Origin of the sequence: Gardnerella sp. DNF00038, from assembly GCF_049262855.1 — a bacterium.
Lineage (GTDB): Bacteria > Actinomycetota > Actinomycetes > Actinomycetales > Bifidobacteriaceae > Bifidobacterium > Bifidobacterium vaginale.
Genome location: NZ_CP058407.1, coordinates 1293028 through 1307366, shown reverse-complemented (window position 1 = coordinate 1307366; position 14339 = coordinate 1293028). Strand labels below are relative to the sequence as shown.

5 protein-coding genes are annotated in these 14339 nt (G+C 43.4%); 4 read left to right on the top strand and 1 reads right to left on the bottom strand.

The genetic code is table 11. From position 1 onward, the window contains the following. The first annotated feature begins 8 nt into the window (after nt 1-8). From HXT19_RS05130 to HXT19_RS05120, 3 genes are all read left to right on the top strand, one after another. Nucleotides 9-680 carry a GNAT family N-acetyltransferase gene (locus tag HXT19_RS05130; RefSeq protein ID WP_004573806.1) on the top strand — a complete coding sequence of 224 codons (672 nt, stop codon included), beginning with the start codon at nt 9-11 and terminating at the stop codon, nt 678-680. Nucleotides 681-1171: 491 nt separating this feature from the next. After that, nucleotides 1172-1333 (top strand): hypothetical protein, encoded by a 162-nt coding sequence (locus HXT19_RS05125; protein ID WP_162860828.1) that lies wholly within the window; start codon nt 1172-1174, stop codon nt 1331-1333. Beyond that, nucleotides 1293-7274, top strand: a complete 5982-nt coding sequence (locus HXT19_RS05120; RefSeq protein ID WP_257983514.1) for a GA module — start codon at nt 1293-1295, stop codon at nt 7272-7274. The genes HXT19_RS05125 and HXT19_RS05120 overlap by 41 nt, the downstream gene beginning before the upstream one ends. A gap of 669 nt (nt 7275-7943) precedes the next feature. On the opposite strand, the gene HXT19_RS05115 is transcribed toward HXT19_RS05120, so the two are convergent. Then, nucleotides 7944-12542 carry a hypothetical protein gene (locus tag HXT19_RS05115; RefSeq protein ID WP_422119655.1) on the bottom strand — a complete coding sequence of 1533 codons (4599 nt, stop codon included), beginning with the start codon at nt 12540-12542 and terminating at the stop codon, nt 7944-7946. A gap of 399 nt (nt 12543-12941) precedes the next feature. Between HXT19_RS05115 and HXT19_RS05110 the strand changes: the two genes are divergently transcribed. Continuing rightward, nucleotides 12942-14321: an MFS transporter gene (locus tag HXT19_RS05110; RefSeq protein ID WP_004113044.1), complete on the top strand. Its 1380-nt coding sequence runs from the start codon at nt 12942-12944 to the stop codon at nt 14319-14321. Nucleotides 14322-14339: the final 18 nt, after the last annotated feature.

Below are 14339 nucleotides of genomic sequence, written 5' to 3'. Positions count from 1 at the left end.
AGGACAAAATGACGGTTGAGTTTCGTCCAGTTAAAATTAACGACATTGACGCAATCGTAGAAGAATACGAGCGCACATGGGGGATTGCGAATGCTGTTGGAGCAGACGCTTCGCGCAATCTTTCTAGGCGATTCGTGCTGCACTATTTAGAGCCATCCACGTTTGGAACTGTTGCAACGATAAACGGCAAATTTATGGGACTTTTGCTTGCGCGCGTGTACGGAGATAAAGTGCTGTTTAAGCAAGTTAAGAAGATGCTAGAAGAGCAAGAAGCAAAGATGTCTAGCAAAGGCGATTCTTCGCACGCAAAAGCGTTGGATTCTGCGATTGGCATGGGCCAGATTGAGCGCAAGTTAGAGGCGATGAGCCATATTAACGACTTGACTCAGGCAGAGTTGGAGCTTTTTATTGTTTCTCCAGACGCTCGCGGGCACGGAGTCGGTGGCGGATTGTGGAAGCGCACAATGCAACATTTGCGCAGCCGCGGAGTGAATCGCTACTTTTTGCACACAGATACGGCTTGCGATGTTAGTTTCTACGATTATCACGGGCTTAGGCGAGATGCTACGTGGGCTAAAAAGGATCATGAGAAGTATGCGAACCGCGTAAAAGATCTTGTTGAGGACTTGTACATATATTCGGGCGAGCCGTTTGTAAACCGCACCAAGCGCTTTGACTGAGCTTGAAATTGCATAACGCATTTCAAGCTCCTTCAAAGCGTGATTTGGCACATAAAGTCCAGTGGACTTTACATTTAAGCGGCTCAGCGAATCGAGGTGACTTCTCGCGCGCTATGCAGCTCGAAGTCGTCGATTCGCACAACGCTCTGCCTCTTGCGTGTTGGTTATTGTTGCGGTTGTTCCGTTTTGGTTTTGATTTTGTTTTTTTGGTTGATGTTTGTTTGTAGTGGTTGATCATTGGATTATTTGGTATCGGCTGCCGCTCTTATATTGTTCGACCAAGAATCACCCAGCCCTCTTACATGCTTGAACAATTGCGTGATTTTCATCACCGAGATTTTTGTGTGTTGCGCGCGCTAATCGCATAAAATTCATCATACGAATCAATCTTAAATTGTATATAACAATTAGTAAAATATGCTTCACGTTATTATATGAATTTTGTGATTTGGCTGGAACAGAATTCAAAAACAAGATAATGGAGTAAGAGTATGTCTAAGAAGATTCGTGCAATTAAGCATTATTCTGGTATTAACGCTGGTGTTGGGGCTGACTCTCAGCCAGTTCTTTCAAAGAGCGTTTGCGCTGCAATGCTGGCTGGCGCAATGGTGCTTGGGGGGGGGGGTATTCGTTTCCTCGCCTGCCTATGCTGACGGTTATGTAGACGGCACTGGCAACAACATTTATTACGGATATAAAACAGACGCAAGTTATACAGAAGCTCGTTTCCACATAGAAGTGGATTATTACGATACTCTTGAGCATGCTCAGGCGGGCAAGGATGAGGGTAAAGACCCGCTTGGAAAGTTTGTTCGCGTTCATTATCTTTCTAATTGCAACAAAGAAGGCGGCACAGCTGACGATTGGCGATTCCGTCCAATGTGGTGGTTCGGCGTTCCAAAAGGTTTGCAGAACGTTCAAAATATTACGTATACGCGTGTTGAAAAACTGACAAATCAGCGCGGAAATCAGCCGTTTGTGCCAGCAGGTTCATCGCAGTTTACGTTTACGGATACAAACGGCTACGGCGTTGTGTCTAAGAAAACATATCCTACTCCAAAGCAGTGGAAAGGCATCTCCAATTTCTACTTTGATGAGCAAAATGTGCTTGCAAATAAGGGGTGGAAGCAGCTGCTTGGTCTTAATGGCGGAAGTTACGATAACGCTGGAAATACTGAGGGTCAGTGGGGTGATTATCAGAAGGAAACCGACGGCTTACAGGGCATTTTTGTAGACTGGGAGTCGGCAGGTCAGCGCTTCTATGACATGACTTACGTTGGCGAGATGACGGATGATGCTTGGCAGAAGCGCGATGAGAATCCGCTTCGTTTTGCTGCTGGCGTGTATCGTTTTGCTGGTAACTGGCACTATGCTGTTGGTCAAAAGCACAATACTCCAAAGATTGCGGACCATTTGAAGCTTGTGTATCCAGAGGTTACGAAGGTTAAGGATCCTTCTAATTTGCAGGATGCGGAACAGAAAGCAATTAAAGAAAAAATCACAAAAGCGAATGAAAACACCAAGTACTTCAAAGAATTAGTTGCTGATAATGGTGTTGTTGTGAATAAGGACGGCTCTGCAACTATCACCTTTAAAGATAAGACGACTCGCACTATGCCAGCTAGCTTGCTTGTTTCTAAAGACGAGACTGATAAAGATAAGTACAAGCCAGTCATGCCTGAGCGCACGCCTGTAGTGAATTTGAAGAATCTTACTTCTGATGAAAAAACTAAAATTCGTCAAGCGATTATTGATGCTAATGGTGGTTCATCTCCAAACGAGTTCTTGAAGCATGTGAAGCAAACTAATAGTCAGTATGAAATTCGCGTTCAAGAAGACGGCAGCGCAAAAGTTACTTATGCTGATGGATCAGAGCTTACTATTCCTTCTACAGATTTGGTGTTACAAGGACCAAAAATCTCCGACTGGGCGCCTTACGTTGTGCCGGATGCGATTGAGGTTGAGAATCTTTCAAAATTGACTGACACGGAGAAAAAGCAAGTAACCGATGCTTTCGATAAAGCAAACGCTGACTTGGATGTCTATATTGCAGCTAAGAAAGACGATAAAACTCCTGTAAGCTTTGATAAAGACTTCAAGAATGCCATCATCACCTGGGCAGACGGTTCAACAACAGAGATTCCTTCTTGGCAATTCCTAAAGCAAAAGGCTGCTGAGCAAACTCCTACTCCAAAGCCGCCAACTCCAAAGCCAGCTGAAGAAAAGAAGACGTTCACGGTTGATTTGCCGGATGCACCTGCTCAGGTAAAATTTGATCCATTTGATAAGCATGCTACTGTTGCTCCAGGTTTAATTACAACACTTCAAAATCAGTTAAAGGGTCGTACTGCAAAAGATGCGAACGATCCTAGTAAGTCTGTGACTATAACATCTGCAACGATTAGTATTGCGGATGGTACCGTGACTTTCAAGGCTGATGGATATGAGGATAAGGTTTATCCAATCGGAATCTTCTATAAAAAGGAGGTAACTGGAACTGGTACCCAGAATCCTACGCAGCAGACGCCTACGAGCAAGACTGATACTGACCCTAACAACAACAAAAATACTTATAAATATTTTGTTACTAAGACTCAAATTAATGAATCCAAGGTTTCTGATGTAAAGCCTCAAGAAGCTGCTAAAGCATTAAAGCAGTTTGTTAAAGATAATTACACTGGTTGGACTGAACAAGAATTAGCAAGTGTTACTAGTAACGTAGCTGTTGGTAAAAACTGGACAGCGAAAGCCGGTACAACAAATCTTGAACCATATAACAATGGTAATGGAAGAGTCACATCAATTAGTGTAAATAGTGATAATGGATTAACAGTTACTGGTTATCAGTATGCAGACCAGGATGACGCTAATATTGACGTATCAACTGAGACCCCATTATTTATTATTTCAGCAGATGATTTGTATGCTCCAAATAGTGGAAGCCAGACTCCTACGGACAACACCGTTGAAAAATTGAAAGAGCTTGCTAAGCAGCTTCGTGACCAGCGAAAGCAAGCTGGAGAGTTAACAGATGATGCTATAACCACTCTAAAAGCTACTGACACAGATATTGATGGCATGAATAATGAGAAAGCTCTTCGTGAGCTTATCAAGAAGATTGCTGATTATCAGAAGCCAAAGCCAGTTGAGTATACGTACAATTTTGAGAAGTTGACGTTGGATCACGAGGGTGATTTAACTGATGATGATTACAAGAAGATCGTTGTAGAGCAGTTCTTGAAGAAGAACTATACGACAAATGATTGGTCAAAGCTCGATAATGCTTATTCTAAGAGTGCTACTGTTCTTTCTGGTGGCAATGCAAACACGTATGGCCTAACTCCTGCTGCTGGAACATCCGGTTTGAATATTTACACTGGAGATAAGCAAACAGGTGGAGTGACGAGTGTAATTGTTGATGCACAGACCGGAGATTTGGTTGTTCGTGGCTGGAAAGCAGGTTCTACCAGCAATAATGCGGAAGAACTGATTCGTATTAAGAAAGCTGATTTGTTTACTCCTAAGCCTAAGGATCAAACCTCAACCCCATCTGCTGATGATCTCAAGAAGTTTAAAGAGCAGGCAAAGGAGATTATTAATCGTAATCCAAAGCTTACTGATAAGCAGAAGGAAGATTACAAGAAGCAGATTGAAAATGCTACTACAAAGGAGCAGATTCAGAATATCCTCAAGCAGGCTAATGATCAGGCTGGCAAGAATAATGTAAAGCCTGACGACATTAAGAAGAAGGAAAAAGAAGAAAAGGAAAAGCGCGAAAAAGAGCAAAAAGAAAAGGATAAGAAGGAGCGCGAAAAGAAGCAAGAAGAGCAAACCACTAAGGATAAGAAGAGTGCTAACGACACTATTGATGGTCTTAGTGATTTAACTAAAGATGAAAAGGATAAGCTCAAGGAAAATCTGAATGGAAAGAGTGGAGATACTACCAAGCCTGGTGCTAAGACTCCTGAAGAAGTTCAGCAGATTGTTAACGAAGCTCGAGCTCGAAATGCTGCTCGCAAAGCTATTAAGGATGAGTTACCATTCTTAAGCCACGGCAAGGGAGAAAGTGACAACGACGATAAGGCTCTTAAGGAGTTAATCGGCGCTGATCCAGCTAAGAAGGATAGCACGCTTACCGATTTGGAAACTGCTCTTGCAAAGACGAATCCTGCTGCCACCGCAGAAGAGATTAAGAATGCTCTTGACACAGCCAAGCGCCAGAACGCAATTAATGAGCAGAATGCTAAGAATGCTGGTATTGCTAAGCTTGATGCGCTTTTGCAGCAGCTGACCGACGCTGAAAATGGCTTGAATGAGGCGCAGAAGGCTGCTGTTAAAGATAAGGTTGAAGCTGCCAAGACTGCAATCAATGGTGCTAAAGATACTGTAAACAAAGCAACCAAGCCGTCTGATATCAAGACTGCTGTTGACGGAGTAAGCATCAAAGATGCTATGGATGCTATCAACACTCAGGTGACTAACGCGCAGAAAGATAACAACACCAAGCAAGAGAACGAAAACAAGGATGCTCTTGCTAACGAAAAGAAAGAGCAGATTGAACGCATTAACAATAGCAATCTTCCAGAAGCCGAAAAGAAGAAGGCTATTGATGATATCAACAATGCAAAAAAGCTTGGCGACCCAACGGGTATTGCGGATCGCGCGCTGAAGGCCAAGAAGATTAAAGATGCGCTTGAAGCGATTGACAAGCTTACACATTTGAACGATGCGCAAAAGAAAGCGTATAAAGACATTGTCAACGGCACAGATGCTGGTAATCACAAGGATGATGACGGCAAAGACACTGGTGTTGACGACATCGACGATGCGCTCGCAAATGCCGCCAAAACAGATACTGCCATGGCTCGCTTGGAAACTCTGAAGCAGACAGCTGATACGTTCGCTAATGGCGAAAAGTACAAGGCCTTGCAAGACGGCGATGCCAAGAAGAAAGCGTTTGAAGATGCTTCTACTGCCGCCGGTGCTGTTTTAGCTAAGAAAACTGGCGACGCCAAGAATGCTGATCAGGTTAATGATCTGTACAAGGATCTTCTTAAGGCAATGCAGGACATCGATGACACAGTTAAGGGTGCGGGCGTTAGTACCGATGCGCTTCAGGCTGAAGTAGATAACGACTCTAAGCTTAAGCCAACGCAGGCCGATCCTCAGGATCCTTCTAAGCCAGCTACGCCAGGCGATTCTCTGTACACGACCGCTTCTAAGGAGAAGAAAGAGGCCTTTGACAAGGCACTCTCTGACGCTGAAGCAGCATTGAATAAAGCTAAAAAAGATAACGCAGATCAAGCGAAGCCAGACTCTACTCCACGAACTCCAGAGCAGGAAGCAGAAGCTCAGAAGGCTGTTGACGACGCACTTCAGAAGCTTGAAAATGCGCGTAAGGCGCTTGATGGCGTTGACACAACCGCGTTGCAGAATGAGATTGGTAAGGATAACACCGTTAAAGACTTAGATAAGTATAAGTATGCTGATAAGTCTAAGACGGATGCGTTTGATCAGGCTCTTAAGGATGCTAAGGATCTTATCGATAAGCTAACTGGTACGAAGAAGGCTGCTCAAGGCGAGGAAGATGTAACAACTAAGACTCAAGCTGAAAAGCAGAAGCTTGTTGATGCGGCTCTTGCAAAGCTTAAGGCAGCTGAAGAGGCTCTTGATGGTAAGAAACCAGTCGAGCCAACCCCAACGCCTTCTGTTGATAAGTCTCACTTGCAGCAGGGTATTAATGGTAGCGGTGATGTGAAGAAGTCTGATGATTATACGAATGCTCCTTCGGATAAGAAGCAGGCTTATGATCACGCTTTGGATCATGCTAACGAGGTTAACAATAATCCTAATGCTACTCAGGATCAGGTGAATCAGGCTGCTGAGGATTTGAAGAAGGCTGAGAATGATTTGAAGCCAACTCCAACCCCACTTCCAAATCCTGGTGCTGGTTCTGGTAATGCTGGTTCTGGTTCTGAAGCAGGTTATGGTGTGAACGATAATGCGCCTACCATTGTAGATAAGGGCGAGTTGAACATTCAGATTGATAGTGCTGAAACTGATTCTAAGCCTGGCAATGCTGGAGCTGGTAACGCTGGTAACGCAAACGCTGGCTCAGCTACAGGCGCCCAGGGTGGTGCAGGTACATCTTCAGGTGCAGGTGTGGGCGCTGGCACTGCGGGCGCAGCCAATGCAGGTGTTGACAACAAGGCTGTAAATAACGCTGTAGAAAACGCTCCAGAAGTAAAGCAAGCGGATGCTGCTGTTAAGCAGGCTGCTGCTACGCTAGACGAAGCTTTGGCACAAGCTAAGCGCGTTGCTGCAGATCCGCATGCAACGCAAGCGCAAGTTGACGCTGCTGCTGTTAAGCTTGCGGATGCTCGTAAGGCACTTGCGGATGCTCAAGACAATGCTGCAAAAGTGCGTGCAGCTGTTCGCAGCCGCGTTATAAAGGGCATGCGTTCTCGCGGGAATGCAGGCGTTGCTGCGGGCGCAGACGTTGCTACTGCTGGATTGATGGCAACTATGATTGCTGCAATTGGAGGAGCGTTTGTAACTCGTCGCATGCGCGCAATGCACGCTAATCGCGACTAGCGTTTAGTTGCTACTTATGTAGGTCGTCGCGCGACGACCTACATAAGCGCTTAAAGCGTAGCGCGCGACATTTCCTATTTGTTGTTGCGCGAGGTTTGAGTATTTCTCTCCTCGCAGGCGCGACGACCTGCCTGAGCTCTCAAAGCGTAGCGCGCGAAGGCAATTCGGAGCGCTGAGCTTGCTTAAGGTTGAAAGCACGGTGTGCTTTCAACGCGAGCGAAGACGTTCGCGCGGCTAATCCGTGTGAACGATGTGACGGGTTTTGTTGTTCGACACGCCGTAAATTAGGTACAATCGCACTACATGACTGAGTCAAGTGTGGTGGAGATTCGAGATACGCAAAAGTACTAGCATGTAGGAGGGCTGGGTGATTCTTGGTCGAACAATATAAGAGCGGCAGCCGATACCAAACAATCCAATGAGCCACCACTACAAACAAACCTCAACCCAAAAACAAAATCAAAGACAAAACGGAACAACCGCAACAACAAACTACACGTAAGAGGCAGAGCGTTGTGAGACAAGAAACACCCAGCCCTCGCTTCAACAACAGATAAGGAGAATGTTCGAGCGATACGAGCCGATTTTTGTATATGACAGATACAAAAACCGCGGCAGACGAGTCAGTTAAGACCAGTCAACCGCGGTTTTTGTTTTATTTAGTTTTGATTATGCACGACGATGGCGAGCGAAGTAAGTGCCGCCTCCGATTGCTGCGATTCCTGCAACAACAGCCGCTAGAGCTGCAACAACCTTAAGTGTAGTGTTGTTGGATGCGCTTTGTGCGCCGTCTTGTGCGCCGCCAGAAGCTTGAGCGTTCTTAGACTCATCCTTGGATTCACTAGATTCACTCTTGGAATCATTCTTGGATTCGCTCTTAGACTTGCTCTTTGCAGAATCCTTTGCGTCGTTCTTTGCATTATCCTTATTGGACTCGCTCTTAGCAGCAGAATCCTTAGCAGCATCTTGTGCTTTAGCAAGATCTTTAGCAAGATCCTTAGCTGCAGCTTTAGAGCCAGATGCAAGAGCAGCTGCTATGCGGTTAGCGCTGCTTGCGCTAAGAGTGTTAGCGTGCGCTGCGCCTGCAACATTATTCGCTGCAACGCCATTAGCATTTTGAGCATTTGCACCGTTAGCACCGTTAGCATCGTTTGCGCTTTGCGATTGTGCAGCTGGAATAGCAGCGTGGAATCCGAGTTGCTCATTTCCGAACAAGTTGTTTGCGTATCCTGCAAGATACTGGTTGTAGTAGTTTTCGAAGGATTCGCTAGAACTCGTGTTGTTGCTCGTACTGCTGCTAGTGTTATTTTGCGTTGCACTAGTTGAACCAGTATTTTGATTAGCATTGCCTGATTCAGTGTTTTGCTCTTGTGTTCCACTGCCAGTGTTGGTATTAGAACCACCTTCATTATGATGTTCCGGTACCACTACTGGTGGTGTAGGTGGTGTTGGTACTGGCACAGGAGCTGGTGGCACAGGAGCAGGTGGTTCTGGAGCTGGTTCTGGAACAGCCTTGGACAGGCTTTCTGCTGATTTTTGCAACGTGCTAGTAGCAGAACTCAAAGTAGTAGAGCAAGAGTTAAGGGTTGCTAGCATTGTTGTAAAGTTACCAGTTACAGCAGCAAAATTCGCCTGATATGTCACTCGAACTTGTTCAGGAAGAGCAGCTACGGCTGCTGCAAATTTAGTCTTATAAGACTCAACCTTTGTTTGAGCCTGTGTAACCTTAGTTTTAGCAGCTGCAAGAGCAGATTGAGCAGAAGCAACCGTAATCTTAGCTTGCTTAACAGATTCTTTAGCAGCACTAATAGCAGCAATTGCTTTTTTAACATTTTGTTCAGCAGTCTTAACGGCTTCAGCTTTTTCTTTTGCTGTTTGTTTTGCATTCTTAAGCTCAGTTTCGGCGCTAGTTTGCTTTTGTGTTGCTGTGTCAAGATAGCCTTGAGCATCTGCTACCTTTGTTTTAGCAGCTTTAATCTCATTGTCGTGCTTTTGTATTGCTGCAGCAAATCCAGATATCTTTTCAGTTAACTCAGTAACATTCTTATTTGCTGCCGCAAGTGCTTCAACAGCACTATCTTTAGCTTTGATTGCATCTTGAACAGCCTGCTGTGCTTGATCAACCTTCTGCTTAGCTTGTGTAACAGCCTGAGTTAACTCTCCATCAATCTTATTCTTTTGAAGTTGAGCATCATTTTTTGCTGCATCAGCAGCTGTCTTAGCTTGTTTAGCAGTCTGCTCCAGAGTTTTGGCTTTTTCTTTCAGCTGATCGAGCTCACCTTGAAGATTTTGAATCTGCTTATTGCGCTCTTCGCTAGTCTGCTGAGCTGCAGTCTGAGCCTTCTGCTCAGCTTCTTTATACTTCTGCTGCGCACTTGTAGCTTCAGTATTTAACCTATTAGCTGTTTCTTGAGCTTGTGTTAAAGCTTTATTTGCTTCTTGAACATCAGTTTTAGCCTGTTCAAACGTCGTATTTGCGCTTGCAACAGCCTTCTTAAGATTCTCAATAGTAGTGCGTGTAGCGTTTGCAGTATTTATGGCAGATTTAGCGGTGTCTAATGTGCTCTTCTTAGAAGATAAATCAGAATTTAATTTGGCAATAGTTTGTTCTGCATACACCAAATATTGTTTGTTACTGTCATATACATTTTTTGCTTCAGTTGGATTTTGCCAATGACTAGGTACGTCATTCAAATGATCTTCATATTCTTTTATAAAGTTTGCTGCTTTTTGCTTTTCTGAACTAATGTTGTCAATATTCTTTTGAACTTCTTTAACATCATTTTCAAGAGCAATAATTTCCTGATCTTGCAAACCAACTTCAGGCTTAGCGGCATCTGCAGCGTCTAAGTTGTTAGCATCGCTCATGTTCAAGTCATAATGCAATTTACGAAGCTCATACTTTTTAACAAACAAATCGTAGTTTGCTTTATTTGCTTCAGCATTCAGCTTGTTTATAGCGTCATTCTCTTGCAACTCTGCCTTAGCGCTTTCACCAAGGCTACTCTCGTAATTAGCAAGAAGCTCTTTATATTTAGCAACGCTAATCGAAGATTCGTTGCTTCCGTGCCATACAGCTACATCTCCTACAACATCTTCTTTGCTAACTGTAGACTTTCCGTTTACTGTGGTTGTTGTTGTAACCTCTTGCAAGCTTAAGTCGCTTTCAGCGAATCCGCCAGCAGTAATATCTTTGCTAGCAAAATTCGTGTAATGACCCACAGATTCCAAGAAAATGCCCTTGAGATTACCACTATTATCAGCACTATCCACGAATAACTGAGTATCTGGATTCTGCCGCATGTATCGACCCAAATCATAACGATGTTCTTTAAGAACCTTTTTACCAGCATCAGAAATCTTATGAGTTACTTCACTACCTTTTTCGCCAGTTACAAACGTTCCTTCAACAGCCTTGTCGTAACGCTCTTTTTCAACCGTATACCAGCCGCTAAGAGCGTTATATTTTTCAGCATCTACAGAGCAAGACGTATTGCCATTTGCTGTTATATGGCAACTTCCATACTCCTGATTCTTATGATCCTTAGAGTCTCCGTCGTAATTGCCCCACGCAAGATTTTCTGTAGCATTGTACGGGTTAGTTTTCATCACTTCGCTACTCTTATAACCAGGGTGGTTTATTGCATGATCATGATTTGCACCAGAATAGAAGGAGTTTACAATTGACTCTGCAATCAAGCTAAGACGCACGTTAACAGCGCCCAAAGTTGCTTTGTCTTCAGTACTTGCGCTGTTTTTATCGCTATCTTCTTTGCGTAACTTGTTGAGTGCCTCGTAGTAAGTTGCAGCTTCCTTCATGTTTTGCAATGAATCCGCGCCGCCAACTTTACCGAGTTTTACAAGATCCTTATACCACATAGGTACTTCAACGCGGTCTAGAACGTTTTCTGTTTTGTCTCCGTTCTGGACTTGCTTCATGATTTCAACTCTTTCACCGTTCAAAATCTGCTTAGCGCGCTGAGCATCTTCAAGAAGAGCTTTATCTTCTTTGCTAGTAGAATTTTTATAAGTTTTAATCACATAATCCAAGAATCCATCAAAGTTTGCTGTAGTTTTAGAAGTATCTTTCTTAGCAGCTTCATCTGCAGTATTCTTAGCGTCTTTCACAGCTTTTTCTGCATCGCTCAACTTCTTAGCGTCTGAGTTATTTTCAAGATCTTTTTCTGCTGAGTTGAGATTGTTTCCAGCGTTATCTAGATCTTTTTTCTTATTTTTAGCTTCTTTGTCTTTCTTATCCTCATCTGCCTTAGCATCTTTAGCTTTTTGTTCAGCTTCAGATGCTTCACGCTTAAGTCTTTCTACTTCTTCGTTAGTGGTAGTAGTCGGATTATTTAGAGCATCAATCTTATTTTGCTTTTCTTGCTGCTCTTTTTTGTTATTTTCAACAGCGAGATCTGCTTGTTCTTGTTTTGTTTTGGCTCTATCAGCTATATCATCTAAACGAGCTTGTTCCTTCTTTTCGTTTTCTAACTTTTCTTGTGCTTCCTTTAATTTTTTGTCGTAATCGTTTTTCTCGTCTTGCTTAGATTCTAAAGTTCCTTTTGCTTTTTCTAAAGCTGTGTTTTTATCAGTAACATTATTTTCAGCGGTTTTCTTTGCTTCTTCAGCTGCAGTCTGCTTAGCTTGCTCGTCTTTTAAAGTCTTTTCTTTTGCAGCTACATCGCCTGCAGCTTCTTCAGCTACTTTCTCTTTGGCGTTAACTTCATTGTTAGCTGCTGTTAAATTGTTGTCAGCTTCGGTCTTTTCTTTATCTGCTTTATCTTTTGACTTGTTAGCAGCATTTAAATCATTCTGAGCTTCTTCGGCAGTGTTCTTGGCTTCAGTTGCCTTTTCGTTTGCTTGCTTAACTTCATTGTCTGCTGTAGTTACATCTTTTTGAGCGTCTTCACTCTTGGACTTTGCATCCATTATAGCTTGTTCTGCAGCTTCATTTTTCTTTTCTTCTGGCTTCGTTCCCTCGCTATTTCCACCGACTTGCTGGCCTGCAGGAGTGCTGCCAGGTTGATTCTGCCCAGAAGCACCACCTTGATTTGTGTTTTCAGGATTTGTGCTTCCAGGTTGAGGATTTTCATTACCTGAATTGCCACTAGGATTTGCGTTACCACTTTGTGGAGCCTGTACAACAGGTTGTGGATTTGTGCCAGAATTTGGTGGAGTAACTGTTTCAGCGTTGGCAACACCTGCCATGCCGAATAATGCAAGAGAACTTGCGCCTAAAGATATTGCTACGGCAAGCTTAGCGTTCATAACTAACCTCTCCTCTTTCTAATGATTAAAATAGTAGACTCTGCTATTTAAACAAGATTTTGTGCGAGAATCGCAATTTTTGTTCGCTTCCATTGCGATCTTTTTTAAACCTTGCTTCATACGAAAACAGTATACAGCTCTACGGGGGGGGGGTATCAAGTTTTCAATGCGATTTTATCAAATACCTATGGATTAACGTTCGAATCGACGATTTCGATCTGCATAATGCGCGAACGATTTTCCCGCTTTTATTTCCCCAATCGACCAAAAAGGGAACAAACACGGGAAAATCAAAACATCAATCTGCAAACTTTGACGCCATAATGTAGACTAGAAAGATACTCAAAAATCAATCATGTTAAGCACGTTAAACGCGTACAAATTTTAAGGGAAGTGAATATGTCATCGAAATCGGCGCAGCAAAAGTCTTCGCCTATGTCAAATTATGCAAGATTGTTCTCTTTTGAAGGAACGCGAGCATTTTGCATATCTGGAGCAATAGCAAGGCTGCCTATTTCGATGATGGGTTTAGGAATCGTTCTTGCACTAAACCACATTTACAACAATTGGACTATTGCAGGCACTATGAGTGCCGCATACGTGCTATCACAAGCAGCCGTAACGCCATTATATGCAAAGTTTTTTGATAGATTTGGTCAAAGAAAAGTTGGAACACTTGCTCTAAGCGCGCAAGTTGTAGCTATGCTATCTTTTGCTGTTGCAGCGCTAATACGTGTACCCTTGCCAATACTTTTTGTGCTTGCAATCTTAATGGGAGTTACGCAATTTGCGTTCGGCGCGCTTGTTAGAACGCGCTGGGCATACACACTTAAAAGTCAAAGCGACGATACGCTACTAAACGTTGCATATGCGCTTGAATCTGGAATTGACGAGATTGTGTTTATTTTCGGACCAATTCTTGCAGCATGGCTTGCCACTAGCGTTCACCCTGTATCTCAACTTTTTGTGCCGGTTTTAGCAAGTGGACTAGGTGGAGCGTGGTTCTTATCACTTAAAAACACACAGCCAGCGGTTATTAAAATCGTGCAAGTAGAAAGCGCACCTAAATACGACGAAGACGTGCAAAATGCAATAAGCGAGCAAAGCGAAAACGTACAAAACACACATAAAAGCAACAACACTACAAAGCTTATAGACAGGCTTTCACTTAAACAACTCAAAAACAAAAATCGTAAGAAGAAGCCTAAAAACGTTCTTCTTTACCGCGGAATCATACCACTTGTTGTTATGTTCCTTGTTTTTAATATGAGTTTTAGCGCTTTTGACGTATCTGTTACTGCAGCAATGCGTGCGCAAGGATTAGACAAATTAATCGGCTTGCAACTTGCGCTGTTTGCATGCGGATCTTTAGTTGGAGCTGTTATTTTTGGTTCGCACAAATTCCGCGGATCTAATTGGTCTCATCTAATCGTGTTTTTAAGCCTTCTTACTATTGGCTTTATTCTTATGAACATTAACTTAGATAGACTTGTGCTTCTAAGCATTTTTGAGCTTTTAAGCGGACTATGCGTTTCGCCAATTTTTGCAACTGGAAATCTTATTGTTAAAGACACGATTCCTGAGCACTCGCTTACCGAAGGATTATCGTGGCTGCCAACGGCATCTGCAACTGGCGCTTCTCTTGGATCAATGGTCGCGGGCTTTGCGATTGACGCGTGGAGCTCGCACGGCGGAATGATGGTTCCATGGATTTCTACGCTTGTTGCAATTCCAATCGCGTCAATTGGGTGGATTATTGTAACACGCAAACAACACTGACGCTTTTCATACTAAAAG

Excerpts from the sequence above, each read along its gene's own strand:
- HXT19_RS05130 (WP_004573806.1), top strand. The coding sequence starts at position 9 with ATGACGGTTGAGTTTCGTCCAGTTAAAATTAACGACATTGACGCAATC.
- HXT19_RS05125 (WP_162860828.1), top strand. The coding sequence starts at position 1,172 with ATGTCTAAGAAGATTCGTGCAATTAAGCATTATTCTGGTATTAACGCT.
- HXT19_RS05115 (WP_422119655.1), bottom strand. The coding sequence starts at position 12,542 with ATGAACGCTAAGCTTGCCGTAGCAATATCTTTAGGCGCAAGTTCTCTT.
- HXT19_RS05110 (WP_004113044.1), top strand. The coding sequence starts at position 12,942 with ATGTCATCGAAATCGGCGCAGCAAAAGTCTTCGCCTATGTCAAATTAT.